A 26,554-nucleotide genomic window follows, 5' to 3' on the forward strand; every position below is an offset into this window, starting at 1 on the left:
TCAGCCCTGCCGATACGGCAAGGCCGAACGCGCCTCCTCTGCATAAGCCAGTACACCGACACGCTCCTGACCCAGGAAATCCTCCACCGCCGTGCGCAGGCCCGGGTGCAGCAGGTAGTGCCAGGAGCGGGTGATCACCGGTTCGAAACCGCGGATCAGCTTGTGCTCGCCCTGGGCACCGGCATCGAAGCGCTGCAGACCTTCGGCGATGGCGTAGTCCATGCCCTGGTAGAAGCAGGTTTCGAAATGCAGGCGGTCGAACTCGGCCAGGCAGCCCCAATAGCGCCCGTAGAAGCTGTCACCAGCGACCAGGCTGAATGCCATCGCCACCTCGCGCCCGCCCTGCACGGCCATTACCACGCGGATCGCCTCGGGCATGCGCTCGGCCAGCAGGCTGAAGAAGTCACGGGTCAGATAGGGGGCGCGGCGGCGTACCGCGTAGGTGTTGGCATAGCAGGCGTAGACGAAGTCCCACTGCGCCTCGCTCAGTTCGGCGCCGTGATACCAGCGGAAGTCGAACCCCTGCCCCGCCACCTGCTCGCGTTCCTTGCGCATCTGCTTGCGCTTGCGCGACGCCAGGGCGTCGAGAAAATCCTGGAAATCCCGGTAGCCCCGGTTGCGCCAGTGGAACTGGCAGCCGAGGCGCTCCAGCCAGCCGTCGCGTCCTTGCAGGATGGCGTCGGCGGCGGAGTCGGTGAAATTCACGTGCAGGCCGGACTGCCCCCGTTCCAGCAGTGATGCCTCGACCTCGTCCAGCAACAGCGCCAGCGCCTGGGGTTCGCCCAGCAGGCGCGGCCCGCCGACCGGCGAGAACGGCACGGCGCAAAGCAGTTTCGGGTAGTAGCCGATCCCGGCTCTGGCGCAGGCATCGGCCCAGCCATGGTCGAACACGTACTCGCCGAAGGAATGGGTCTTGGCGTAGGCCGGCATGGCGGCCAGGACGTTGCCGCTGTCGTCGGCAAACAGGCGGTGGGACGGGGTCCAGCCGGTGCGCGGGGTGACGCTGCCGCTGTCTTCCAGGCTGCGCAGAAACGCGTGGCGCAGGAACGGCTGGTCCGCCGGGACCAGGGCGTCCCAGGTGGCGGCATCGAGTTCGGCGAGGTGGTTCAGGATGAGCGTCGGCATTGCAGGAGTTTGCCGGGTTGTGTGCAGGAAAAGAAGATTTGTGTTGTAGCTGGTGGCCTCATCGCTGGCAGTTCACCCGCGATTGCGGTAGTGAATTCAAAATAGCAATCGCGGCGGTTCGGCGCTCCGATGAACCCGCTCCCACAAGGTCCCTGCAAATCAAAGAGTTATGTTTTGTTCTATGAGAGCTGGCTTGCCAGCGATGAGGCCCGGGAGAGCAATACAAGCCCAAAAAAAAGCCCCACCGAAGTGGGGCTGAACATTTAACGGATGAAGGAGCGTCGTTGCTTAGAACACGTACTGTGCGCGCAGTACGAAACCGTCGCCATCGTCGTCGCCATTGGCGTTCTGGGCATTGTCGACCTTGGCCTTGATGTAGGTACCGCTCAGCTTGATCGACTCGTTGGCGTACCAGTTCAGACCCAGGTTATGTACCTTGCCTTCGATGTCGCCAACTCGGGCATAGGCGCCGTTGTCGTCCTCGGCTTCGATATGGTCGTAGCGGTAGAACACTTCCCAGGCACCGATCTGCTTGTTCTGCGGCTTGATCGCGTCGAACTTGCCGAGCTTGTAGCCACGGGCCTCGCCGGTAAGGGTGTAGGCCACCTGCGCGGTGTAACCGGTGGCCTTGATGTCCTGGTAGGCCGCGGCGTCAGCCTCGACCTTGCGCTTGAGGTATTCGCCCTGCACCGAGAACGGGCCGGTGGCGAAGGCAGCTTCCAGGCCCCAGGCGCGGTCGGTGTCGTAGGCGCCGGCCGGCGTGTTGTTGGCGCCAGCCAGGGTCAGGCGGTTGCCGTTGGTACCGGCATCCTGGCCACCGTCGGTGCTCACGCCACGCATGCCCAGGCGGCTGCGGATACGGCCGTCGAACGCGGTGTCGGACAGGTCGCGTTGCGCCAGGTTCAGACCGAAGTGCAGGACGTTGCCGTCGCTGTGCAGTGGCGCAAAGACGCCACGGAAGTTGAACTGCTTGGTGCTGTCGCCATCCTTGTCGGCGTTGGTGGCGTCCTTGGCGAACACACCACCGGACAGGTAGACGGACTCACCGATGTTGCTCGAAGCCTGGATACCCAGGCCGCCGTTGTGGCTGTTGACCCAGTCGGCCAGGTCATAGGCTGCGGTGCGCTCCGGAGCGGTGACCCACTTGGAACTGGTGGCTTTTTCCAGGCCGAACTCGGGGTCGAAGCGACCGACCTTGATCGACACTGGCTTGAAGCCGTTGTAGGCCAGCGAGGCTTCGTCGAAATAGCCGTCTTCGGAACGGTTGTCACCACCGGCGTTGTGGGAGAAGTCGTAGTTGACCTGGTAAGCCCAGTCGGTAGCCAGGACACCGCCGATCTCGAGGAAGGCGCGACGGAAGTAGCCAGCATCGGCGGTGTTGCCGTTGTTGGTGTAGAAGCCGTCGAAGCGGCTGTAGTCGGCCTGGATACGACCACCGATCTTGAAGCTGTATTGCTTGTCAGTAGTAGCGACCTCGAGGCCACCCTTGGTCTTGACTACGATATCGGCGCCGTCGGTGGTCACGGTACCCGCGAAAGCCTGGGCGGTAACGGCCATGGCCAAGGCGCTGGCTACGAAACCTGCGAAGTGCTTACGGATCATCGATGAAGCTCCCCTAACGTTTTATGGTCTTGATTACGTTGAAAAAACACGCGGCCAGGGCCGCTTGTGCTGGGGAGGAATCTTGGCGGGGGGTTATTTCAGATCAGTGGCTTTTATATAAATGTTTTGTGACAAGGGAACTTTTTTACTCCGAACAGGAATATGGCAAAACGCCTTGACGGGACGCCCGCCACCGTCCTGATCCCGCCCCGCCAACTGTCATGGTCCGGCGACCAGACAGTTCGGCGCGCAGCGCTCCGGCTGTACCGGTACATCCCCCCGCGCTCTTTCTAATCTGCACCCGTTCATCAGGCACGGACGCTTACAGGTAGCAACACCACCCCACCTAAAAGTGCAAGTTAGAAGGAGCACCAATTGAAAACTGATGAAACGGTCGTCGTCACCGGAGTGACGTCTGGCATCGGGCTGGCTTGCGCCAGAACGTTGCTAAGGCAGGGAAGCAAGGTTATCGGAATCGGCCGTCGTGAAGACCGCCTGAATGCATTGGCGGATGAATTCCACGGAAGTTTCCACCCTCTGCAGTGTGATGTTCGCGACAAACAGTCGTTGAATGAACGGATCAATGAATTACCCGAAGCATTTGCAACGATCAGCAAACTTGTAAATGCCGCCGGCCTGCTGCAAGGCCACGGTAAGTTACTGGATATCACGGACGAGCAGATTGCAACCATGCTCGATACCAATGTCCACGGCTTGATCAACGTGACCCGTGCGCTATTGCCGAGGCTGATCGCCAGCGGCCAGGGCCACGTGGTCAACCTGAGTTCGATCGGGGCCCATGTGCATTACCAGGGCGGCCACGTGTACGCCGCCTCCAAGGCCTTCGTCGACCATTTCGGCCGCTGCCTGCGCACCGAACTGGTGGGCAGCCGGGTACGCCTGACCACCATTGCGCCGGGCAAGACCCGCTCGGAGTTCGCCCTGGTGCAGAACGAAGGCGACCAGGCCCGCGCCGACCAGGTGTACAGCAGCCTGACCCCGCTGCAACCGGAAGATGTCGCCAACGCGGTGGTCTGGGCCCTGCGCCAGCCCCCCCACGTGAATATCAACCTTATCGAACTAACGCCTGCTGACCAGGAACTTTCGTATCGGTGATGCCATGAGCCAATCTCTCGCGAAGTATTACGTCAGAAACAAACTTACCCATAAGTTGATCAGCAAGCGCGTGTTGTCGCCGATCTCGCTATCGCAACAACCACCGGCCGATCTGGTCAAGGCATTGTGCATTGAAGAAGAAGTGTCCCGGCTGTCCGCCGTCTATGCCAACTTCCAACGCGAAGATGATGAACAGACCGGACTTCCACGCTATATGCCGTTCTACCGTTTCATTCAGTCGAAGTTTCCGGGCTTTCAATGGCAAGTTCGCAATGACGAAGGCCGCAAGACCCTGATTCTGGATAAACCCTATATCAACCAAAGCCGTCCTTCGTTGCTCAACCTGCTGCTTTGCGCCGTCAACGACAACACGGTAACCACCCCGGCGCTGAAGGTTCGCTACCCAGCCATGACAGTGCTGCCGGACGCCCTGGTGATCGACCTGGAGAAAGCCTTCGAACGCCTCTCCTTCACCACCTCGGCGCCGCACTTCATGGCCCGTTTCGCCGAAACACTGGCCAAGGGCCTTGCCGGTGAACCCATCACCCTGGTTTCGCCGGTCTGCCCGGACTACGGCTACGAAAGCAAGAACGGTCGCCTGCGCTACACCTTCGAGCACCTGGGCGAGGGCATCGGCCTGGTCGCCGGGCGGGTGGTCAAGACCTTGCCGGTGCTGCAAGCGGTCCTGAAGAAGCACGGCATTGATGCGCGCATCGCGGTCGGCGCCGGCGATTTCGAAGGCTTCGACGCCTCGACCCTGAACCGCCTCAAGGAAACCCGCGAGGGCTTCGCCCGCAAGCTGCGCATCAGCCAGCAGAAGATCCTCGACATCCTCGGCCCGGACACCGAGTCGATCATGATCGCCGAGGCCGCCGGTGGCGAAGCACAGTGGCGCGCCATGACCGCCGATGCCGAGCAGCGCCTGGCCAGGCGCGACAACGGCTGCATCGTCGACAGTGACCTGGACTACGCGGCGATCTTCAATGCCCGCCTGCCGCTGTACCAGGCCTGGCACCAGCAGCGCAGCAACGAGGAACTGATGCAGATCCTCTACGCCCAGGGCGCCGAATACGCGGCCATCGGCAAGGTGTTCGCCGCGCAATGGCAGAACCCGATCGTGATCGGTGCCGACCATAACCGCATGCAGCCGTTCTACTGGTTGTACAGCGACATCCCGGTCCTTTACCTGACGCGGGTGTACTGATGAACCAGCACGACAACGCCACCCATTACTGCCAGTACGGGCCGCAGGGCAACCTGCGCGCGGCCTACGCCCGGCTGCCGTTCCAGCCGCTGTGGACCTGGCTGACCGGCAAGGGCCAGGCGCAACCGGCCGACGTGCTGAAGCAACGGATGGAGCAGACCGGCGAGCGCTTCCTGCTGGCCCACCTGCTGTTCACCTGGACCGTGATGATCGGCCTGGTGCTGCTCGGCAAGGCGGTGCTGGAAGGCGCTTTCCACCCGCTGCTCTCGGTGCTGCTGGTGCTTGCGGCCTGGGTGCTGATGGTCAACCGCCTGCGCAGCATGCAGGCGACCTTCCATTACCTGACCCACGGTGCGGTGCTCAAGGACAAGGCGCGGGCCCAGCGTTACGCGCGGCTGTTCCTGAGCACGCCGCTGCTGTACCAGGACTGGGACACCTACAACCAGAGCCATGTCCGTGAACACCACAATATCCATGTGCTGTGCACCGACATCGACCCGGACCAGCGTTTCATCCAGGCCCAGGGCTTCTACCCGGGCATGCCGGAGCTGGCCTACTGGTGGCGGGTGATCTGCACGCCGTTCCGTCCGGCCTACCTGCTGCGCCAGTGGCGCGCGACGCTGCATGACTGCTTCGTGCGTCCGCCACGGGACGAAGTGCGCTTTCGCCTGGCGTTCTGGGCGGTGCTGCTGGTGCTGCTGTGGGCCACCGATAGCCTGATGGCCTTCGCCCTGATCTACGGGATCCCGCGGGCGGTGCTGTTCGAGCATTCGATGTGGTTGCAGCTGTTCACCGAACACCTGTGGTTCTACCAGCGCGAGGATGGCCGGGCCGACAAGCCGCATTACGGCCGCCTGACCTGGGGCCGCTTCCAGGGCCGCACGCCGCCGAGCGGTGGCGTCGTCGCCTGGAGCACGTGGCTGCTCAAGGCGCTGCTGCTGGATGTACCGGTGCGCCTGTACGTCTACCCGCAGGACCTGCCCAACCACGACGCCCACCACCGTCGCCCGAACGTGCATTACCGGCATATCGCCAACTACCGCGCCAGCATCGAAGGCCAGCCTTCGAGCTACGGCCCCTTCCTCGAAGTCTGGGGCTTCATGGCCGGCCTGTACCTGATTCGCGACCACATGTGCCGCGGCGTGCGCGAGCCTTTCGGCCCGCTGCACACCGAGGCCACCCAACCCCAAGACACGCTGTACCCCACGCCCAGTTCTCAAGGAGCCTGATCATGCAAGAGACGATTAAAGCGGCAAGCCAGCAACTGAACAGCACCGCCTACGCAGCCCTCAACGCTGCCCAGCTGTTCTCCCGGGAAGACCTGGCCTACATGGAAGAAGCCTGCCAGGTGATCCCCAAGACCATCATCGAGATCGGTGACGTGGGCGAGCAGAACTTCCTCTCGGTCGGCCGTTTCATGGAAGACCAGAAAGGCCAGTTGCCGGTGTACCGCAACGATCCGTGGGGCAAGCGCGTGGTGGAGATCCTGTCCTCCGGCAAGAGCCGCGAGTTCTTCAACGGCATCATGGGCGAAGAGTGCTTCATCCGCCGTTGCCAGGCCAACCAGCTGGAGGCCGGCAACTTCATCGGCAAGCACATCGACACCTACAGCAACCTGGAGTACCGCTACTCGGTGGTGATCCAGTTCGGCAAGGACTACGGCGGTGGCGAGTTCTTCGTTGACTACGAAGGCAAGGAGCACCAGCTCAAGACCGGCTATGCCGATGTGCTGATCAACCGCTGCGAGATTCCCCACGGCGTGCGCAAGGTGGAAAGCGGGACGCGCACCTCCCTGGTGTTCTTCCTCAGCACCAGCCCGCTGGACAAACCGAACCTGAACAACAAACAGATCTGACCGGCGTGCGCATCCGCCCATGACGGGCGGATGCCTTACCGGTAAAGCCACAAGGAACCGCTGCAATGACGCAAAGTACAGTCGCCAGTTTTCAAGACACCAAGAACCAGGACCTGCAGGCCTACTTCCTCGGCCTGATTTCCGTCGCCGCCTTCGCCATGACCCTGCCGGCGGCGAAGATGCTCGCCGGCGACCTGAGCGCCCTGCAGGTCGGCTTTTTCCGCTCGGTACTGGCTGCGCTCGCGGCGATTCCGTTCCTGATCATCGGCCGGGCGAAACTGCCCAACGGCTCGCAGATCAAGCGCATGCTGCTGACCTCCACCGGCATCGTCTACGGTTTTCCGATCCTCACCGCACTGGGCATGCAGTACGTGCCGGTGAGCCACGGCGGCGTGGTGCTGGCCGCCTTGCCGCTGTCCACCGCGATCTTCGGCACCCTGATCACCGGCACCCGGCCGTCGAAAACGTTCTGGCTGGTGTCGAGCCTGGGCTTCCTCACCGTGTTCGCCTACACCGTGATCAAGTCCGATGTGAAGGACATCTACATCGGCGACCTGGCCCTGCTCGGCGCCGTGGTCCTGGCCGGCTTCGGCTACGCCCAGGGCGGTGCGCTGTCCAAGGAGCTGCCGGGCTGGCAGGTCATGTGCTGGACCCTGGTGGTCAGCCTGCCGGTGCTGCTGCCGGTCAGCCTGTACCTGTATGACGGCGAGACCATTGCCAACCTGCCCGGCCAGGGCATCGCCGCCTTGCTGTTCCTGGCCCTGATCAATTCGCTGCTGGGCTTCTTCTCGTGGAACCGTGCCATGGCCCTGGGCGGCATCCAGCGCATCAGCCAACTGCAGCTGCTGCAACCCTTCTTCACCTTCGCCTTCTCCATCTGGCTGATGGGCGAAGCCTGGAACTGGCTGACCCCGGCGGTGTGCGCCATCGTCATCGTGCTGGTCTGGCTGTCCAAGCGACTCTGAACATTTGCGCGTGTCGGGCGACCGGCACGCGCCTTTTTATCCCGCAACAGACGGAAACATCGAGATGAGTGCTCCGAGTTTTTTCCGCCCCGGCAGCGAGCCGCCGGACACCCCCACGCACTGCATTGCCCGCTACGTCGATGGCGTACTGGGCCTGTTGGCGCTCAAGGCCGACGAACAGGTGCTGGATATCGGCTGCGGCGACGGCTGCCTGAGTGCGCAACTGGCCAGCCAGGGCGCCGGGGTGGTGGGCTTCGACATCAGTCCGGAGCGGGTGGTGGCAGCCCGTGCCCGCGGTCTCGATGTGAAGCGTGGCAATGCCGAGGAGCTGTATTTCCATCAGGAGTTCGATGTGGTGTTCAGCCATGACGCCCTGCACGAGATGCACCAGGCCAATGAAGTGGCCATCGGCGCCTTCATGGCGCTCAAGCCGGGCGGACGCTTCGTCGGCGAGTTCCCGGGCAGCGGCCATGCCGCGCTGATCCGTCGCGCCCTGCACGGCGCACTGGAACGCCGCTCGATCGACGGCAGCGAACTGGAGCGCTGGTACCTGCCCGGCGCCCATGAGTACCAGCAGGTGCTGGAGCAGGCCGGGTTCCATGTCAGCCATATCAGCTGGTTCGAGCAACCGCTGGTGCTGGATGTGCCGATCGCGCAGTGGATCAATGAATGCTGTGGTCACTTCCTGCAGGTGGTACCAGCGCCGATGCGCACGGCTTTCCTTGAAGAGGTAACGGAAGAACTGGTCCGCGATCTGCAAGACAGCAGCGGACGCTGGACCGTGGATGCGACGCGCCTGCGGTTCAAGGCACACAGGAAGGCCTGAGCCATGGCCAACACTTCAATCAGTCGAAGCGGGATCAACGTTATGCCCATGCAAACCAATGGATTGGCGCTCAAGTCCTTTTATGCCGACAGCCGGATCTGGTCGGGCAAGGATGGCAAGCCGCTGTACTGGATCGACGATCTGAGCCTGACCGTGAACGGCATGGAGATCCTCGAGGATTCCTTTATCCCGACCCTGGGCGACAACGACGTGGTGCAGATCCTCAACGGGGTGATCTATTCCTATGAGGACCTGGGACAGGTGAGTACCTTCGCCGATTACTTCAAGCGCTGGCAGTTTCGCTGCATAGATGGTCAGCGACAAATTGTCTGAAACGAATGTCGTTGCAATGACTGACATTCAAGCGGATGTACTGGTCGTACCCGCGGGTGTTGCTGAACAGTGACCCCGGGGCCAGGAAGATCCGCGCATCGTGCGCCTCTTCGATCAGGCGGCGAAGATCCACGTGCGCAGGGAAGCGCGCCCAGATAAACAAGCCCTCCACCACGCCCTCGTCGATTTCCACCCCCACTTTGGTCAGCCAGTCGCGCGCGCGGATGCGTTCGTGCATCACCCGCTGGCGCAAGGCATCCAGATGATGCTGGTAGCGCCCGGATTCCAGGGTGTAGGCCACGATGGTCTCGTCCAGCGACGAGCCGCACAGCACGTTGTACATCTTCTGTTCCACCAGGCGCTCGACGAAGACCGGCGGGGCCACCACGTAGCCCAGGCGCAGCGCCGGGCTGAGCACCTTGCTGAAACCGCTCAGGTAGAAGGTCCGGTTCCACTCGTCGAGGCTGCTCAGGCGCAGGGTCTGCTTGGTGCACAGGGCGCCGAAGATATCGTCCTCGACGATATGGAAATCGTATTTCTGCGCCAGCGACAGGATGCGGAAGCCCTTGGCCGGCGAGGTGTTACCGCCGGTCGGGTTATGGATCAGGGTCTGGGTCAGGAACAGCTTGGGCCGGTACCTGGCGACCATTTCCTCCATGACTTCCAGGTCCGGGCCATCGTGGGTGCGTGGCACGGTGATGATGTTGAAATCGCGGTCCTTGATCAGCTTGAGCTGCAGCAGCAGGTAGCTGGGGTCCTCGACCAGCAGGTAATCCCCGGGCTCGAGCATCATGTTGCGGATCAGCGAGAACGCGTGGGTAGCGCCGATGGTCACCACGATCTGGGTGCTGGAGGCATTGATCTGCAGCTCGCGCAGCTTCTTGGCGATCACCGAGCGCAGCTCCTGGCTGCCGGCGGCCGGGGCCGGGACGCTGCAGGACAGGGTATTGCGGATCAGCCGGCCGGTGACCGACGCCGGCACCGCATCGGCCAGCCACGAGGGCGGCAGGTAGCCGGAGCTGACCGGGAAATCGTATTGCGAAGGGTCCAGCGCACGGTACAGGAACCCGGCATGCAGGCTGGAGGGCGGGATCATCCGCTCGGCGTCCTTGCCGGTGTCGGCGGGGCCGGAAGCGAGGATGTAGTAACCCGCGCCCGGGCGCGACTCGATGATCTGCCGGGCCACCAGGTCTTCATAGGCGCTGCTGACCGTGAAGATACTCACGCCCAGCTGTTTGGACAGAGCCCGGACCGATGGCAGGCGGCTGCCGCGGACCCACTGGAAGGCCTCGATGCGGCTGATGATTGCGTTGCGAATCTGGTCCACCAACAGCACTTTGCTGTTGCGATCTATCTCGAACATTTTGCTTAACCCTGCTGAAACCGATGCCGCTTCGAAAGCTTATGGCTTTTTGCCGGCAGATTACACCAGTCCTCCTGGATTCCGGATCAATGACGTGGCGTAACGCGTACCTTGTGGGAGCGGGTTCACCCGCGATTACGACGGTGAATTCACTACCGCAATCGCGGGTGAACCCGCTCCCACAGGGTACGCGTCGCTCGGGAGATCAGCGCTTGCGCAGGATCACGCTGCCGATGGAATAACCGGCACCGAACGAACTGAGCACGCCCAGCGCGCCCTTGGGCAGGTCATCCTGGTGGCTGTGCAGGGAAATCACCGAACCCGCCGAGCTGGTGTTGGCATAACGGTCGAGAATCACCGGTGCTTCCTCCTCCAGCGCGTCACGGCCCAGCAGCTTCTTGACGATCAGCTGGTTCATGCTCAGGTTGGCCTGGTGCAGCCAGAACCGCTTCACGTCGCTGACGTTGAGGTTGTTTTCCGCCAGGTGCGTGCCGATCAGTTCGGCGACCATCGGGCAAACCTCGCGGAACACCTTGCGGCCTTCCTGGACGAACAGCTTGTCCGGCGCGCCGATGCCCTCTTCCGCCGCACGGTTGAGGAAGCCGAAGTTGTTGCGGATGTTGTTGGAGAACTGGGTCAGCAGCTTGGTGCTGACGATCTCGAACTGATGCGCCGAGGTGGCCAGGTCGGCGCGCTCGACCAGCACGGCGGTGGCGGCGTCACCGAAGATGAAGTGGCTGTCGCGGTCGCGGAAGTTGAGGTGGCCGGTACAGATTTCCGGGCTGACCACCAGCACCGAGCGGGCCTGGCCCAGTTGCACGCTGTTGCAGGCGACCTGGATGCCGAAGGTGGCCGAGGAACAGGCGACGTTCATGTCGAAGCCGAAGCCGTTGATGCCCAGGGCCTGCTGCACCTCGATGGCGATGGCCGGGTACGGACGCTGCAGGTTGGAGCAGGCGACGATCACCGCATCGACGTCGGCAGCGGTGCGCCCGGCGCGTTGCAGTGCCTGCTCGGCGGCGGCCACGGCCATCTGGCAGAGGATCGACGGCTCGTCGTTGCTGCGCTCGGGCAGGCGCGGCTTCATGCGCTGCGGATCGAGGATGCCGTCCTTGTCCATGACGAAACGGCTCTTGATCCCCGAGGCCTTTTCGATGAAGGCCGCGCTGGACTCGGCCAGGGCCTGGACCTCGCCGCGCGCGATGGCCTCGGCGTTGTCGGCGTTGAAACGGGCGACGAAGGTGTTGAAGGATTCCACCAGCTCTTCGTTGGAAATGCTGTTGGCCGGGGTGTACAGGCCAGTGCCGCTGATGACGACGTTATGCACGATCGATCCTCTGTTGGGTTCTTCAAGTTGGCACCAAGGTACCAGCTTGCAAATGCAACGACCCCTTGGGGCAGAGCCATTGCCGGCTGTTCGGGTATCGGTTGCCGCGACCGGAACGGGCGTCCGGTCGCGGTAAATGCTGCCAAGTGTGCCACAACTGCGCCGGTCAGGCTTCCACCTGGCTCCATTGCTTGCCCAGGCGCTTGTCGGAAATCGGCACCTTGGTCCCCAGTTGCTGGGCGAACAGCGAGACCCGGTATTCCTCCAGCCACCAGCGGTACACCTGCAACTGCTCGTCGCGCTTGCCTTCCTGGGCATGCTTGTCGGCACGGGCCTTGTATTGCGCCCAGAGGTTACCCAGCTCGCCACTCCAGACCCGGTCCTTCTGCACCTGCGCGCCAAGTTTTTCCAGGCGCAGTTCGATCGCCTTCAGGTAGCGCGGCAATTCCTTGAGCCACAGGCCCGGGGTCTCGCGGACGAAGCCCGGATAGACCAGGTTGCCAAGCTGCTGCTTGATATCGTTGAGCGCCACCGCCTGGGCCAGGTCGATCTTGCCCTTGAAGCGTTTCTGCAGGCCGTGCCACAGCTTGAGAATTTCCAGGACCAGCCGGGCCAGGCGCTCGGCATGCCCGGTCCAGTCGCCGCGCTTGCGTTCGGCCAGCGAGGCCAGCGCCGCCCCATCACGTGGCAAGGCGCTTTCGCCCTCCAGCACGCAACTGTCGAGGCTGGCCAGGAGGATGTCCTCGACCAACGATTCGACGCGCCCCAGCTCGCGATAGAGCAGGCCCAGCTCGGTCAGGCCCGGCAGCTTGCCGCGCAGGAACTTCGCCGGTTCGGCCAGTTGTTGCAGCAGCAGGCGCTGCAAGGCGCGGCGATGCTGGAAAGTGGCCTCGGCCTGGGTCGAGAAGCGTCCTTCCTTGACCGTACCGCCCTCTTCCACCAGCGCCGGGTAGACCGTCATCGACAGCCCGGCGATCTTTTGCTGGGCGGTCTGCTCGACCTTGCCGAAGCCCTTGGCCTCCACTGGTTTCTGTGTCTTCTCCGACTGCGGCACGGCCAATGCGGCCTGGCTGGCCGCGGCAAAGCGCGCGGTCAGCTCGGCCAGGTCGCGGCCTTCGCCGAGGAACTTGCCCTGGCCGTCGACCACCTCGATGTTCATCTTCAGGTGGTTTTCCACCTGCTCCGCCGCCTCGGCCCAGGCTTCGTCGCTGACCCGCGCGCCGGTCATGCGCAGCAGCTCGCGACCCAGTGCCTGGTGCAGCGAGCCCTCGGCGAAGGTCATGCGCGCCAGCGCCGCCTTGACGAAGTCCGGCACCGGCACGAAGTTCTTGCGCAGGGCCTTGGGCAGGTTGCGCACCAGGGCAATGCACTTGGCTTCCAGCAAGCCCGGCACCAGCCATTCGAGGCGCTCGCCCGGCAGGCTTGGCAGCAAGGGCGCCGGCACCCTGACGGTCACGCCATCACGGGCATGGTTGGGCTCGAAGTGATAGCTCAGCGACAGCTTCAGGTCACCCAGGCGCAAGGTGTCGGGGTACTGCGCGGCGGTGACTTCGCTGGCCTCGCGGGCCAGCACGTCCTCGGCGCGCATGATCAGCAACTGCGGGTCTTTCTGGCTGTTGACCCGGTACCAGCTGTCGAAGGTGGCGGTCTGGTGGATCTCCGCCGGCAGGCGCGCCTCGTAGAAGCCGTAGAGGGTTTCTTCGTCGGCGAGGATGTCGCGGCGCCGCGCCTTGGCTTCCAGTTCGTCGAGTTCCTCCAGCAGCTTTCTGTTCGCCGCCAGGCACTTGGCGCGGGAGTTGATTTCGCCGCCCACCAGGCCCTCGCGGATAAACAGCTCGCGGGACGCCTGTGGATCGATCGGCCCGTAATGCACCGGACGCCGGCCGACCACGATCAGGCCGTACAGGGTGACCTGCTCGAAGGCCACCACCTGGCCGCGCTTCTTCTCCCAGTGCGGCTCGAAGTGGTTTTTCTTCAGCAGATGGCCGGCCAGCGGCTCGATCCAGTCGGAATCGATCTTCGCCACCATGCGCGCGTAGAGCTTGGTGGTTTCTACCAGTTCGGCGGCCATGATCCATTGCGGACGTTTCTTGCCGATGCCCGAGGACGGATGCACCCAGAAACGTCGCTGGCGGGCGCCGAGGTAATCGCCTTCCTCGGTCTTCTGGCCAATCTGGCTGAGCAGGCCGGAGAGGATCGCCTTGTGCAGCCGCGGGAAGTCCGCCGGTTCCTTGTTGATGCCCAGTTGCAGGTCACGGCAGATCAGCCCGAGCTGGCGATGGGCGTCGCGCCACTCGCGCAGGCGCAGGTAGTTGAGGAAGTTCTTCCGGCACCAATTGCGCAGCGGGCTGGAGGTCAGTTCCTGGCGCTGCTCTTCGAAGCCGCGCCACAGGTTGACCAGCGCGGCGAAGTCGGAGTCGGCGTCCTTCCACTGCGCGTGGGCCTGGTCGGCAGCCTGCTGGCGCTCCGGCGGACGCTCGCGCGGGTCCTGCACCGACAGGGCGCTGGCGACGATCAGCACTTCCTGCAGGCTGCCCTGTTTCGCGCCTTCGAGCAGCATGCGGCCCAGCCGCGGGTCTACCGGCAGGCGCGCCAGCTGGCGGCCCAGCGGGGTCAGCTGGTTCTCGCGGTTGACCGCGGAGAGTTCCTGCAACAGGTTGAAGCCATCGCTGATGGCCTTGCCATCCGGCGGCTCGATGAAGGGGAAGGCGTCGATCTCGCCGAGGCGCAGATGGAGCATCTGCAGGATCACCGCGGCCAGGTTGGTGCGCAGGATTTCCGGGTCGGTGAAGGCCGGCCGCGCGTTGAAATCCTCTTCGCTGTACAGGCGCACGCAGATGCCGGGTTCGACCCGGCCGCAACGGCCCTTGCGCTGGTTGGCGCTGGCCTGGGACACCGCCTCGACCGGCAGGCGCTGGACCTTGGCGCGATAGCTGTAGCGGCTGATGCGCGCGGTACCGCTGTCGATCACGTAGCGGATGCCCGGCACGGTCAGCGAGGTTTCCGCGACGTTGGTCGCAAGTACCACCCTGCGCCCCGGATGGGACTGGAAGATGCGCTGCTGCTCGGCCGGCGACAGGCGCGCGTACAGCGGCAGGATCTCGGTATGGCGCAACTGCGCCTTGCGCAGCACCTCGGCGGCATCGCGGATCTCGCGTTCGCCGGGGAGGAACACCAGCACATCGCCCGGGCCCTTGCCGACGCTGCGCTCGTGGGCGGCGATCTCGTCGAGGGTGGCAAGGATCGCCTGGTCCACGGTGAGATCGTCCTCGACCCGGTTGCCCTCCTCGTCCTGCTCGCTGGTCAGCGGGCGGTACCAGGTTTCCACCGGGAAGGTACGGCCGGACACCTCGATGATCGGCGCATCGTCGAAGTGCTTGGAAAAGCGCTCCAGGTCGATGGTCGCCGAGGTGATGATCACCTTCAGGTCCGGGCGGCGGGGCAGCAGGGTCTTCAGGTAGCCGAGGAGGAAATCGATGTTGAGGCTGCGCTCGTGGGCCTCGTCGACGATGATCGTGTCGTAGCGTTCGAGGAAACGGTCGTGCTGGGTTTCGGCCAGGAGGATACCGTCGGTCATCAGCTTGACCAGGGTATTGGCGTCGCTCTGGTCCTCGAAGCGCACCTGGTAGCCGACCAGCGCGCCCAGCGGCGTCCCCAGTTCTTCGGCAACCCGGCTGGCGACGCTGCGCGCAGCGATCCGCCGTGGCTGGGTATGGGCGATCAGGCCGAACTGGCCGCGCCCCAGCTCCAGGCAGATCTTCGGCAACTGGGTGGTTTTCCCCGAGCCGGTCTCGCCGGCAATGATCACCACCTGGTTTTCCGCTACCAGCTTCTTGATCTCGTCGCGCTTGGCGGCGATGGGCAGGCTGTCGTCGTAGCGCACCGTGGGCACGCTGGCCTTGCGCGCCACGGCCTGGTCGCAGGACGCCTGGACCCGCTGCGCCCACTGGGCCAGCTTTGCATCGTCGGGACGCTTGCGCAGTTCGTGAAGTTGCCGGCGCAGGCGATGGCGCTCGGCGATCATGGCGTGATCGAGGTTTTTCAGCAGTTGCCCGATGGCGGCGTTCTGGTCAGTCATGAGGTCTTTGGCGGCGCAGGCGTGTCCTGCGGGAGATGATCGGCTTGGAATAGCGGAGGATTGTCGCAGATTTGCCAGCTGTTAGGCACCGCGGACCCTGTGGGAGCGGGTTTACCCGCGATTGCGGTAGTGAACTCACCATTGCAATCGCGGGTGAACCCGCTCCCACAGGGTCCGCGTCAAGCCTTTCGATTGTTTAGCCAATCCTTGACTGAAGTTACACAAACACCAATTTAATGAACCATCGCCAGCATGGGAGTATCAAGGCATGACTTTGTCCACCAGCATGCCCCGCCCCCACCAGGCCCCTTCGTTCCCGAAGGTGCGGGCCCGTCGCGGGGAAAACCCGCTGGTGCATGTCATCCTCGCTTTCTGGGCCCTGTGGCATTGCCGTCACGCCCGCCCGCCAGATACCGCTCTCGCCTGACCGATAACCCTGGCCGTGCTCTTGCATCGGCCTCCTTGTCGATTCCCAGCGCGCCCTCGTGGCGCAAGCGAGAACATCCATGCACTTTGCCCCCATCGAGCAGGCCCGCGCGTTCCTGGACGCCAATCCCGATATCGAAATGATCGAGCTGTTCATCCTCGACGCCAACGGCGTGCCCCGCGGCAAGCTGCTGCACCGCGAGGAGCTGCTGGCGGTCTACGAAAGCGGTCGCCCGCTGCCGAGCACCATCCTCGGCCTGACCCTGCACGGCGAAGACGTGGAAAACTCCGGGCTGGTGTGGGATGTCGGTGATATCGACTGTCGTGCCTACCCGCTGGAGGGCAGCCTGGTGCGCCTGCCGTGGCGGCAGATCCCCACTGCCGCGCTGCAGGTCAGCATGCACCCGGAACAGGGCTTGCCCGCTGCCAATGCCGATCCACGCCATGTGCTGCTGCGGGTGATCGATGCGCTGAAGGCCGACGGCTATCACCCGGTGATGGCCTGCGAGCTGGAGTTCTATCTGCTTGACCAGAAACGCGACGGCAACGGCCGCCCGCAACCCGCTCTCGACGCCGATGGCGGACGCCCGCGCAGTACGCAGGTCTATGGCCTGCGCGAGCTGGAGCAGATCGAACCCTTCCTCGCCGACCTGTATGCCGCCTGCAAGACCCAGGGCATTCCGGCGCGCACGGCGATTTCCGAGTATGCCCCCGGCCAGGTGGAAATTACCCTGGAGCACGGCGATGCCCTGCTGGCCATGGACCAGGCCGTGCGCTACAAGCGCATCGTCAAGGGCGTGGCGCACAAGCACGGCATGCAGGCCTGCTTCATGGCCAAGCCCTTCGCCGACCTGGCCGGCACCGGCATGCACCTGCATGTGAGCCTGGCCGATGCCGAGGGCAACAACCTGTTCGCCAGCGAAGACCCGGCCGGCACGCCGCTGCTGCGCCAGGCAGTGGGAGGCATGCTCGCCGCGCTGCTCGATTCGTTGCTGCTGTTCTGCCCCAACGCCAACTCCTACCGGCGCTTCCAGGCCAACAGCTACGCGCCGCTGGCACCAACCTGGGGTATCGACAACCGCACCGTGAGCCTGCGCGTGCCGGGAGGCCCGGCGCCGACCCGGCATATCGAACACCGCATCTGCGGCGCCGACGCCAACCCCTACCTCGCCGCCGCCGCCCTGCTCGGGGCGGTGCACCACGGCCTGCGCCAACAACTGGATCCGGGTGCGCCGGTGGAAGGCAACGGCTATGCCCAGGCCACCACCTTGCTGCCCACCGACTGGCTCAGCGCCCTCACCGCCCTGGAGCGCTCGAGCTGGGCCCGGGACACCCTGGGCGAGGAATTCCTTGGTGTGTACCTCGCGGTCAAGCGTGCCGAGTACCGCCAGTTCATGGCCGAAGTCGGCGAACAGGACTGGCGCTGGTACCTGACCCAGGCCTGAACCCTTTCCTCTTTTTTCGAAGGACCCGAAACATGAATGCAGCCCTGAACCACGGCAGCGCCCAGCGCGCCGCGTCCTATTACAGCGCCACCCTCAACGATGCCACCCAGTACCCGACCCTGGAAGGCACGGTAGAGGTCGATGTGGCGATCATCGGTGGCGGCTTCACCGGTGTCGCCAGCGCCGTCGAGCTGGCCGAACGCGGCCTGAAGGTCGCCATCGTCGAGACCAACCGCATTGGCTGGGGCGCCAGCGGACGCAACGGCGGGCAGGTCACCGGCAGCCTGTCCGGCGACGAAGCCATGCGCAAGCAGATGCGCGCCCGGCTGGGCGACGACGTCGACGATTTCATCTGGCACCTGCGCTTTCGCGGGCACCAGATCATCGAGCAGCGGGTCGAGCGCTATGGCATCGATTGCGACCTCAAGCGCGGTCACCTGCATGCGGCGATGAAGCCATCGCACATGAATGAACTCCAGGCCTTCGCCAGCGAAGCCCAGCTTCGAGGCATGGGCGACCAGGTGCAATTGCTCGACCGTGAAGGCGTGCGCCGCCACCTGGATTCGCCGCTCTACCTCGGCGCGCTGAAAAACCTGCGCAACCTGCACCTGCACCCGCTCAATCTATGCCTGGGCGAGGCCCGTGCGGCTCACAGCCTGGGCGCGCTGATCTTCGAGAACTCGCAAGTGCTGGAGATCGTCCATGGCCCGCGCCCGGCGGTGGTTACCGCCAAGGGCCGGATCGAAGCGAAACAGGTGATGCTCGCGGGCGATGTCTATCACAAGCTGGAAAAGCGCCAGCTCAAGGGCAAGATCTTCCCGGCCATGGGCGGCATCGTCACCACCGCGCCGCTGGGAGACCTGGCGCGCCAGCTCAACCCGCACGACCTGGCGGTGTACGACTGCCGCTTCGTGCTCGACTACTACCGCATGACTGCCGATGGCCGCCTGCTGTTCGGCGGCGGCGCCAACTATTCGGGACGGGATTCGCGGGATATCGCCGGGGAACTGCGGCCCTGCATCGAGCGCACCTTCCCGGCGCTGAAGGACGTACCGATCGAGTTCCAGTGGAGCTGTGCGATGGGCATCGTGGTCAACCGCATCCCGCAACTGGGCAAGCTCTCGGAGAACGTCTGGTATTGCCAGGGCTACTCGGGGCACGGCATTGCCACCAGCCATATCATGGGCGAGATCATGGCCGAGGCGATCACCGGGACGCTGGAGAAGTTCGACACCTTCGCAGGCTGCCGCCACGTGCGGGTACCGATGGGGGATCTGCTGGGGAATCCGCTGTTGGCGGCGGGGATGTGGTACTACCAGATGCTCGAGAAATTGCGTTGATCTTTCGGGCCTCATCGCCGGCAACGCCGGCTCCCACAAGGTTCTGCGGTGTCCGCGAAACCTGTGGGAGCCGGCGTTGCCAGCGATGAGGCCCGAAAGGGCTCAGGCGATCTTCTTCAGGCCCAGCTTCTTCAACTCTTCATCGCGCAACTCTCGCCGCAGGATCTTGCCGACGTTGGTGGTCGGCAGGGCATCACGGAACTCGACGAAACGCGGCACCTTGTAGCCGGTGACATTGGCGCGCATATGCTCCATCACCTGCTCGCGGGTCAGGGTAACCCCCGGCTTGGCCACGATGAACACCTTGATCACCTCGCCCGACTTCTCGTCCGGCACGCCGATCGCAGCACATTGCAGCACGCCCGGCAGGGTCGCCAGCACATCCTCGAGTTCGTTCGGGTACACGTTGAAACCGGACACCAGGATCATGTCCTTCTTGCGGTCGACGATGCGCATGTAGCCATCGGCCTGGATCACCGCGATGTCGCCGGTCTTCAGCCAGCCCTCGGCGTCGAGGATCTCGTCGGTGGCCTCCTGGCGCTGCCAGTAGCCTTTCATGACCTGCGGGCCCTTGATGCACAGCTCGCCGATCTCGCCGAACGGCAACTCGTTGCCGGCATCGTCGATCACCCTGCACAGGGTCGAAGGTACCGGGATGCCGATGGTGCCGACCTGGATGTTCTGCGCCGGGTTCACCGAGGCCACCGGGCTGGTTTCGGTCATGCCGTAGCCTTCGCAGATGGCGCAGCCGGTCACTTCGCGCCAGCGCTCGGCAACCGAGAGTTGCAGGGCCATGCCACCGGACAGGGTGACCTTTAGCGCGGAGAAGTCCAGGCGACGGAAGTCCTCGTTGTTGCACAGGGCGACGAACAGGGTGTTGAGCCCGACGAAACCGCTGAACTTCCACTTCGACAGTTCCTTGACCATCGCCGGCAGGTCGCGCGGGTTGCTGATCAGGATGTTGTGGTTGCCGATCAACATCATCGCCATGCAATGGAAGGTGAAGGCATAGATGTGATAGAGCGGCAGCGGGGTGATCAGGATCTCGCAGCCCTCATTGAGGTTGGAGCCCATAAGCGCCTTGCACTGCAGCATGTTGGCGATCAGGTTGCGGTGGGTCAGCATGGCGCCCTTGGCCACACCGGTGGTGCCGCCGGTGTATTGCAGCACCGCGACATCGTCGTGGGACGGCGAGGCTTCCCTGACCGCCTTGCCCTGCCCTTTCGCCAGTGCGTCGTTGAACTTCACGGCGTTCGGCAGGCTGTAGGCCGGGACCATCTTCTTCACGTACTTGATGACGCTGTTGATCAGCAGGCGCTTGAGCGGCGGCAGCAGATCGGCGACTTCTGTGACGATGACGTGCTTGACCGACGTCTTGGGTACGACCTTTTCCGCCAGGTGCGCCATGTTGGCCAGGCACACCAGGGCCTTGGCGCCGGAGTCGTTGAACTGGTGTTCCATTTCCCGCGCCGTGTAGAGCGGGTTGGTGTTGACCACGATCAGCCCGGCGCGCATGGCACCGAAGACGGCGACGGGATATTGCAGAACGTTCGGCAGTTGAACGGCGATGCGGTCTCCGGGTTGCAGGTCGGTATGCTGCTGCAGGTAGGCAGCGAAGGCCCCGGACAACTCGTACAGCTCGCCATAGGTCAAGGTCTTGCCCAGGTTGCTGAATGCCGGTTTATCGGCGAAACGCTGGCAGGACTGCTTCAATACTGCCTGGATATTCGGGTACTCGTCCGGGTTGATTTGCGAGGCGACCCCGGCCGGGTACTTATCCTTCCAAAAGTTTTCGATCATGGAAGCCCACTCCTCCAGCAACAGCGAATTCTTCACCGCGTCGATGCGATTATTATTGATATTTGATGTCGATTTATTGCAAACCGACCGATCCGAAGCGCGCCGAGAGTAACAGCTTTACCAGGGGTCGCCTAGAGCTAAAGCGGCCCGGCGAGTCACTAAAATGACTCTTGATAATTTATTGGTCACTTTTAGAGTAAATGGTCTAAACCGAACTGCTAGCTTTAAGTCAAAAGCTGCAAGAGAGCGTGCGCGACCGCTCTATCTTGCAGCTTTCGGCTTATAGCTTGTAGCTGCTCAAGCCGGTTCGCGCAACTCGCGACGCAGGATCTTTCCTACCGGCGTCATCGGCAACGAATCCCTCAGGACGATGTGCTTGGGCACTTTGTAGCCGGTGAAGTTGGCCTTGCAGTAAGCCTTGAGTTCTTCCAGGGTCACGCCGCCCTCCCTCGCCACCACGAACAGCTTGACCGCCTCGCCGGAACGTTCGTCCGGCACGCCGATGGCGGCACAGGCGGCGACTTTCGGGTGGGCCATGACCACGTCCTCGATTTCGTTCGGGTACACGTTGAAGCCCGAGACGATGATCATGTCCTTCTTGCGATCGACGATGCGGGTGAAGCCGTCCGGATCGATCACCGCGATATCGCCGGTCCGGAACCAGCCCTCGGCATCGAATGCCTCGGCGGTGGCGTCCGGACGCTGCCAGTAGCCCTTCATCACCTGGGGGCCCTTGATGCACAGCTCGCCGCGCTCGCCCAGGGGCATTTCGTTGCCCTGGTCATCAGTGACCTTGAACGCCGTGCCCGGTACCGGAATGCCCACGGTGCCCAGGCGCGCCAGCTGGCCATAGGGATTGGTGCTGGCCACCGGCGAGGTTTCGGTCAGGCCGTAGCCCTCGACGATGCGGCAACCGGTGAGGCCTTCCCAGCGCTCGGCGGTGGCCTTGACCAGCGCGGTGCCGCCGGAGTTGGTGACCTTGAGCGCGGAGAAATCCAGGTCCTTGAAGGCAGGGTTGTCCATCAGCGCGACGAACAGCGTGTTGAGCCCGAGCAGCGCGGAGAAGCGCCACTTTTTCAGTTCCTTGACGAAGCCCGCAATGTCCCGCGGATTGGTGATCAGCACGTTGTGGTTGCCGGTCACCATCATGCACATGCAATTCGCGGTGAAGGCATAGATGTGGTACAGCGGCAGCGGCGCGATCATCACTTCCTGGCCATCCTTGAGCAGCTTCTGCCCGTCAGGCCCCAGTTGCGAGAAACAGGCCAGCACCTGGAGCATGTTGGCGACCAGGTTGCCGTGGGTGAGCATCGCCCCCTTCGCTACCCCGGTGGTGCCGCCGGTGTATTGCAGCACGGCGATATCGTCGTGGCCGGCCTGCACCGGCTTCAGGGCATGCCCCTTGCCCTGGCGCAGCACCTGCTTGAACGACAGCGCCTGGGGCAGGTGGTAGTCGGGAACCATCTTCTTGACCTTGGCGACGATAGTGTTGACCAGCCAGCCCTTGGCGGTCGGCAGCATGTCCCCCATCTTCGCTTCGATCAGGTAGTCCAGGCCGGTATCGGGCAGCACTTCCTGCACCAGCTTGCCGAACATGTTCAGGTACACCAAGGCGCGGGCGCCGGAATCCTTGAACTGGTGGCGCATCTCCCGGGCGGTGTACAGCGGGTTGGTGTTGACCACGATCAGCCCGGCGCGCAAGGCACCGAACACGGCGATGGGGTATTGCAGGACGTTGGGCATCTGCACCGCGATGCGCTCTCCCGGCTTGAGGTCGGTGCATTGCTGCAGGTACGCGGCGAAGGCGGCGGAATAACGGTCCAGTTCGGCGTAGGTCAGGGTCACGCCCAGGTTGCTGAAGGCCGGTCGGTCGGCGAATGTCTTGCAGGAGCGTTCGAATACTTCGACTACCGACTTATAGGTGCTCATGTCGATCTGCGAAGGTACTCCCGGCGGGCGCTTGTCGTTCCAGAAATCGGCGTGCATTTATTATTGTCCTCGGTCCTGAGCCTGTGCGGTCCGGATTGCTGCTTGCAAAACGGCGTTCTGCCGACGTTAGCAGCTCTGTCACAGGTGGCAAATATGCCAAGGCTCGTCATAGATCCTGTGAATCTCCATCTACCGGGCTAGCCGATTTGGCAAGCGGCTATACACTCAGTGGCATCCATTGCCCCGGAAAACACGATGCTCCATGACGCCTTCTGGCTGCCGGCCAGCAACCATTGCAGCCTGTACGTCCGCCACTGGCTGCCCGCCACGCCGGTGCGCGCGGTGGTACTGCTGGCCCACGGCATGGCCGAGCATGCCGGACGCTACCGGCGGCTCGGCGAGGCCTTGAGCAGCGCCGGTTTCGCCCTGTATGCCCACGACCAGCGCGGCCACGGCCGTACCGCCGAGCAGGGCACGCTTGGCCTGTTCGCCACCGAGAACGGCTGGAATACCGTAGTCAACGACCTCGGCCTGCTCAACCAGCACATCGGCCAGCAGCATCCGGGCCTGCCGGTGTTTCTCTTCGGCCACAGCATGGGCAGCTACATTGCCCAGGCCTACCTGCTGCACCATAGCGGCAGCCTGCACGGCGCGATCCTCAGTGGCTCCAATTTCCAGGCGCCGGCGCTGTATCGCGCGGCGCGCCAGATCGCCCGCCTGGAAAGCTGGCGACAGGGCCCGCTGGGCCGCAGCGCGCTGATCGAATTCCTCTCCTTCGGCTCGTTCAACAAGGCCTTCAAGCCCAATCGCACGGCCTTCGACTGGCTCAGCCGCGATCCGGTGGAGGTCGACAGGTACGTCAACGACCCGCTATGCGGCTTCCGCTGCTGCAATCGCCTGTGGATCGACCTGCTCGGCGGGCTGGAGCAGATCAGCCGCCTGCGCAACCTGGCGCAGATCGACCCGAACCTGCCGATCCTGGTGATCGGTGGCGAATGTGATCCGGTCAGTGCCGGCAAGCGTCTGAAAGATCTGACCGGCGCCCTGCGCCTGTCCGGGAACCAGCACGTGCACCTGCGGCTCTATCCGCAGGCCCGCCACGAGCTGCTCAACGAAACCAACCGTGACGAGGTCACCGCGCAGTTGATCGACTGGCTCGAAAGCACCCTGGCCCTTGGCCGGCCGGTGCGCAGCGAGTGATACTGCCGCCCCCGTCGCGTATCGAAGGAATCCCCTGAATGACCCAGGTCACCAACACGCCTTACGAATCCCTCGAAGTCGGTCAGAAGGCCAGCTTCAGCAAGACCGTCGAAGAACGTGACATCCAGCTGTTCGCCGCGATGTCCGGTGACCACAACCCGGTCCACCTGGATGCCGAGTTCGCCGCCAAAAGCATGTTCAAGGAGCGCATCGCCCACGGCATGTTCAGCGGCGCGCTGATCAGCGCCGCCGTGGCCTGCGAGTTGCCCGGCCCGGGCACCATCTACCTGGGTCAGCAGATGAGCTTCCAGAAACCGGTGAAGATTGGCGACACCCTGACCGTGCGCCTGGAAATCCTTGAAAAGCTGCCGAAGTTCCGCGTGCGCATCGCTACCCGCGTGTTCAACCAGAACGAAGAACTGGTGGTGGACGGCGAAGCCGAGATCCTCGCGCCACGCAAGCAGCAGACCGTCGAACTGGTCAGCCCGCCGCCGATCACCTTCGGCTGATTGCCTGCAGAACCTGAAGGCGGCGCTCGATAAAGCGCCGCTCGGGCGCTTGCCGGGTCAGGCCAAGTGCGGTGCGATACGCTTCGCGGGCCTGATCCTGGCGTCCAAGCTGCCGGCACAGCTCGGCCCGCGCGCAATGCGCCGGCTGGTAGTCGCGAAGGTCTCCCCGCTGCAGAATCCCCTCGATCAACGCCAGCCCTACCAGCGGACCGTCCCTTTGCGCCACGGCGGCCGCGTGATTGAGCTCGATCACCGGCGAAGGCCAGCCACGCAGCAGCACCTCGTAGAGCCCGACGATCTGCGCCCAGTCGGTATCCTGCGCCGTGGCGGCTTCGGCATGCACTGCCGCGATCGCCGCCTGCAAGGTGTACGGACCGAACCTTTGGGTGCACAGTGCCTGTTGCACCAGGGCACACCCTTCGGCAATCAGCACCTGGTCCCACAGGCTGCGATCCTGGGCGTCGAGCAGGACCAGCTCGCCCTCCCCCGCATTGCGCGCCCGGGTCCGGGAGGCCTGCAACAGCATCAGCGCGAGCAGGCCGAGCACCTCGGGGTCGGGCAGCAACTCACGTAGCAGCCGCCCAAGACGAATCGCCTCGGCACAGAGCTCATCGCGTACCACCGTCTCACCGGAAGACGCCGAATAGCCTTCGTTGAACACCAGGTAGATCACCCGCAGCACGCTGTCGAGGCGCTCCGGCAGTTCATCGCGCGCCGGCACCTGGTAGGGAATGCCGGCCTCACGGATCTTGGCCTTGGCGCGGACGATGCGCTGGGCGATGGTGGCTGGCGCCAGCAGGAAGGCCCGGCCGATCTCCTCGGTGGTCAGGTCGCAGACCTCGCGCAAGGTCAGGGGCACTTGGGCGTCGGCGGCCAGGGCCGGGTGACAGCAGGTGAAGATCAGGCGCAGGCGGTCGTCTTCCAGTTCCTCGACATTCATGTCGTCCGCCTCCAGCCGCTCAAGGGCCTGGCGCAAGGCCTCGGGCGAGCGCTCGAAACGGGCACGCCGACGCAGGCCATCGATGGCCTTGAAGCGTCCGGTGGAGACCAGCCAGGCCCTGGGGCTGGCGGGAATGCCATCGCGCTGCCAGCGCTCGACGGCAATGAAGAAGGCTTCATGCAACGCCTCCTCGGCCAGGTCGAAATCCCCCAGCAGACGAATCAAGGTGGCAAGGATCCGTCGCGATTCGTCCAGGTACACCTGATCGATGGCGGCTCGCACCGCCTCGCTGCCGGGCATCATGCCTCCAGCGGACCGGTCACCAGTTCCACCAGGCGGTCGAGGCTCTCGCCCCAACCGCGGTGGAAACCCATTTCCTCGTGGGCCTGGCGGTCTTCGGCGCTCCAATGCCAGGCACGGGCGGTGTAGAGGGTCTTGCCGTGGATATCGTCGAGGGTGATCACCGCGGTCATGAACGCCCGCGCCGAGGGAACCCAGCCGGGACCGAAGGCGTCGGTGAAAACGATCCGCTCCGGCGCGACGATCTCCAGGAACACGCCCTGGTTCGCGTACTCGCTGCCGTCCGGGGCACGCAGTACGGTACGAAACAGACCGCCGACCCACAGCTGCATCTCGCACACCGGGGTGGTCATGCCATGGGGCCCCCACCAGCACCGAAGCAGTTGCGGATCGGTCCAGGCGCGGAACACCCGGGTGCGAGGTGCGTCGATCAGGCGGCTCAGGGACAGTTCATGCCGCGCTTCTCCCGCACCGGATTGCTGAGGATTCATGGGTGTTGTTCTCCTCGTTCAGGGTTGCAGCTCGCGCATCGGCCGGACCTCGACGCTGCCCACCCGCGCGGCCGGAATGCCGCGGGCGATGTTCAGCGCTTCGTTGAGGTCGCGGGCTTCCACCAGGTAGAAGCCGGCCAGTTGCTCCTTGGTTTCGGCGAAAGGGCCGTCGGTCAGGCTGGTCTGCCCGCCACGTACCCGCACCGTGGTAGCGGTCTGCACCGGTTTGAGTGCTTCGGCGGCGAGCATCCGGCCGCTGTCGTGGATGGCATTGGCGTAGGCCATGCACTCGGCATCCGCCGGGCTCTCGGGCAGACCGTGCAACAGGGTTTCATCACAGTAGACCAGGCACAGGTATTTCATGGTGTTCTCCGACGCGG

General features: G+C 63.9%; 22 protein-coding genes. 12 read left to right on the forward strand and 10 right to left on the reverse strand.

The annotated features are described in order from the left end of the window. Together ACPFMA_RS20640 and ACPFMA_RS20645 are read right to left on the reverse strand one after the other, a co-directional pair. Entirely contained in the window at positions 1-1,125 is a 1,125-nt protein-coding gene (locus ACPFMA_RS20640; RefSeq protein ID WP_425928564.1) for a GNAT family N-acetyltransferase, read from the reverse strand. Between the two features lie 288 nt (positions 1,126-1,413). Next, positions 1,414-2,727, reverse strand: coding sequence for an OprO/OprP family phosphate-selective porin (locus ACPFMA_RS20645; protein WP_064301932.1), 1,314 nt, complete (start codon positions 2,725-2,727; stop codon positions 1,414-1,416). A gap of 375 nt (positions 2,728-3,102) precedes the next feature. Between ACPFMA_RS20645 and ACPFMA_RS20650 the strand changes: the two genes are divergently transcribed. The 7 genes from ACPFMA_RS20650 to ACPFMA_RS20680 all read left to right on the forward strand — a co-directional run bounded on the left by ACPFMA_RS20650 (position 3,103) and on the right by ACPFMA_RS20680 (position 9,026). Continuing rightward, complete coding sequence (locus ACPFMA_RS20650; RefSeq protein WP_037061793.1) at positions 3,103-3,843, forward strand: SDR family NAD(P)-dependent oxidoreductase; 741 nt, start codon at positions 3,103-3,105, stop codon at positions 3,841-3,843. 4 nt (positions 3,844-3,847) lie between these two features. Next, positions 3,848-5,047 carry a hypothetical protein gene (locus tag ACPFMA_RS20655; protein ID WP_279896807.1) on the forward strand — a complete coding sequence of 400 codons (1,200 nt, stop codon included), beginning with the start codon at positions 3,848-3,850 and terminating at the stop codon, positions 5,045-5,047. Then, positions 5,047-6,276 (forward strand): hypothetical protein, encoded by a 1,230-nt coding sequence (locus tag ACPFMA_RS20660; protein WP_425928565.1) that lies wholly within the window; start codon positions 5,047-5,049, stop codon positions 6,274-6,276. Before ACPFMA_RS20655 ends, ACPFMA_RS20660 begins: the two co-directional genes overlap by 1 nt. 2 nt (positions 6,277-6,278) lie before the next feature. Continuing rightward, complete coding sequence (locus ACPFMA_RS20665) at positions 6,279-6,902, forward strand: 2OG-Fe(II) oxygenase (RefSeq protein WP_425928566.1); 624 nt, start codon at positions 6,279-6,281, stop codon at positions 6,900-6,902. Positions 6,903-6,967: 65 nt separating this feature from the next. Further along, complete coding sequence (locus tag ACPFMA_RS20670; protein WP_425928567.1) at positions 6,968-7,867, forward strand: DMT family transporter; 900 nt, start codon at positions 6,968-6,970, stop codon at positions 7,865-7,867. A 64-nt stretch (positions 7,868-7,931) separates the two neighbouring features. Continuing rightward, positions 7,932-8,693: a class I SAM-dependent methyltransferase gene (locus ACPFMA_RS20675; RefSeq protein WP_420058361.1), complete on the forward strand. Its 762-nt coding sequence runs from the start codon at positions 7,932-7,934 to the stop codon at positions 8,691-8,693. A 42-nt stretch (positions 8,694-8,735) separates the two neighbouring features. Then, on the forward strand, positions 8,736-9,026 hold the full coding sequence (locus ACPFMA_RS20680; RefSeq protein WP_158467721.1) for a hypothetical protein: 291 nt from the start codon (positions 8,736-8,738) through the stop codon (positions 9,024-9,026). Here the strand turns inward: ACPFMA_RS20680 and ACPFMA_RS20685 are convergent. The 3 genes from ACPFMA_RS20685 to hrpA form a co-directional block, all read right to left on the reverse strand. Beyond that, a complete protein-coding gene (locus ACPFMA_RS20685; RefSeq protein ID WP_009405184.1) occupies positions 8,977-10,389 on the reverse strand; it encodes a PLP-dependent aminotransferase family protein in 1,413 nt (470 codons plus the stop codon). The genes ACPFMA_RS20680 and ACPFMA_RS20685 overlap by 50 nt on opposite strands. 205 nt (positions 10,390-10,594) lie before the next feature. Then, positions 10,595-11,716, reverse strand: a complete 1,122-nt coding sequence (locus tag ACPFMA_RS20690; protein ID WP_279896817.1) for a beta-ketoacyl-ACP synthase III — start codon at positions 11,714-11,716, stop codon at positions 10,595-10,597. A 166-nt stretch (positions 11,717-11,882) separates the two neighbouring features. After that, positions 11,883-15,794, reverse strand: a complete 3,912-nt coding sequence (hrpA, locus tag ACPFMA_RS20695) for an ATP-dependent RNA helicase HrpA (protein ID WP_425928568.1) — start codon at positions 15,792-15,794, stop codon at positions 11,883-11,885. A gap of 268 nt (positions 15,795-16,062) precedes the next feature. Here hrpA and ACPFMA_RS20700 point away from each other — a divergent pair, with 268 nt between their 5' ends. From ACPFMA_RS20700 to ACPFMA_RS20710, 3 genes are all read left to right on the forward strand, one after another. After that, positions 16,063-16,221: a hypothetical protein gene (locus ACPFMA_RS20700; protein WP_170394921.1), complete on the forward strand. Its 159-nt coding sequence runs from the start codon at positions 16,063-16,065 to the stop codon at positions 16,219-16,221. A 79-nt stretch (positions 16,222-16,300) separates the two neighbouring features. After that, positions 16,301-17,665: a glutamine synthetase family protein gene (locus tag ACPFMA_RS20705; protein ID WP_425928569.1), complete on the forward strand. Its 1,365-nt coding sequence runs from the start codon at positions 16,301-16,303 to the stop codon at positions 17,663-17,665. A gap of 32 nt (positions 17,666-17,697) precedes the next feature. Then, the gene (locus tag ACPFMA_RS20710; RefSeq protein ID WP_425928570.1) at positions 17,698-19,005 is read left to right on the forward strand and encodes an NAD(P)/FAD-dependent oxidoreductase; all 1,308 of its coding nucleotides are present in this window, start codon (positions 17,698-17,700) and stop codon (positions 19,003-19,005) included. Between the two features lie 102 nt (positions 19,006-19,107). On the opposite strand, the gene fadD1 is transcribed toward ACPFMA_RS20710, so the two are convergent. Further along, complete coding sequence (fadD1, locus tag ACPFMA_RS20715) at positions 19,108-20,805, reverse strand: long-chain-fatty-acid--CoA ligase FadD1 (protein ID WP_064301924.1); 1,698 nt, start codon at positions 20,803-20,805, stop codon at positions 19,108-19,110. 297 nt (positions 20,806-21,102) lie between these two features. Beyond that, positions 21,103-22,791, reverse strand: a complete 1,689-nt coding sequence (gene fadD2, locus ACPFMA_RS20720; protein ID WP_009405195.1) for a long-chain-fatty-acid--CoA ligase FadD2 — start codon at positions 22,789-22,791, stop codon at positions 21,103-21,105. 198 nt (positions 22,792-22,989) lie between these two features. On the opposite strand from fadD2, the gene ACPFMA_RS20725 reads away from it, so the two are divergent. Further along, a complete protein-coding gene (locus ACPFMA_RS20725; protein WP_425928571.1) occupies positions 22,990-23,934 on the forward strand; it encodes a lysophospholipase in 945 nt (314 codons plus the stop codon). 38 nt (positions 23,935-23,972) lie between these two features. After that, positions 23,973-24,443, forward strand: a complete 471-nt coding sequence (locus ACPFMA_RS20730) for a MaoC family dehydratase (RefSeq protein ID WP_009405197.1) — start codon at positions 23,973-23,975, stop codon at positions 24,441-24,443. On the opposite strand, the gene ACPFMA_RS20735 is transcribed toward ACPFMA_RS20730, so the two are convergent. Genes ACPFMA_RS20735 through ACPFMA_RS20745 form a run of 3 tightly spaced genes read right to left on the reverse strand, consistent with a single transcriptional unit; the run spans position 24,430 to position 26,537 of the window. Then, entirely contained in the window at positions 24,430-25,683 is a 1,254-nt protein-coding gene (locus tag ACPFMA_RS20735; protein WP_425928572.1) for an RNA polymerase sigma factor, read from the reverse strand. The genes ACPFMA_RS20730 and ACPFMA_RS20735 overlap by 14 nt on opposite strands. Then, positions 25,683-26,174: an SRPBCC family protein gene (locus tag ACPFMA_RS20740; RefSeq protein WP_425928573.1), complete on the reverse strand. Its 492-nt coding sequence runs from the start codon at positions 26,172-26,174 to the stop codon at positions 25,683-25,685. The genes ACPFMA_RS20735 and ACPFMA_RS20740 overlap by 1 nt, the downstream gene beginning before the upstream one ends. An 18-nt stretch (positions 26,175-26,192) precedes the next feature. After that, a complete protein-coding gene (locus ACPFMA_RS20745) occupies positions 26,193-26,537 on the reverse strand; it encodes a YciI family protein (protein WP_425928574.1) in 345 nt (114 codons plus the stop codon). Positions 26,538-26,554 lie beyond the last annotated feature (17 nt).

It is taken from the genome of Pseudomonas sp. NyZ201 (assembly GCF_049860765.1).
Taxonomy (GTDB): domain Bacteria; phylum Pseudomonadota; class Gammaproteobacteria; order Pseudomonadales; family Pseudomonadaceae; genus Aquipseudomonas; species Aquipseudomonas bharatica.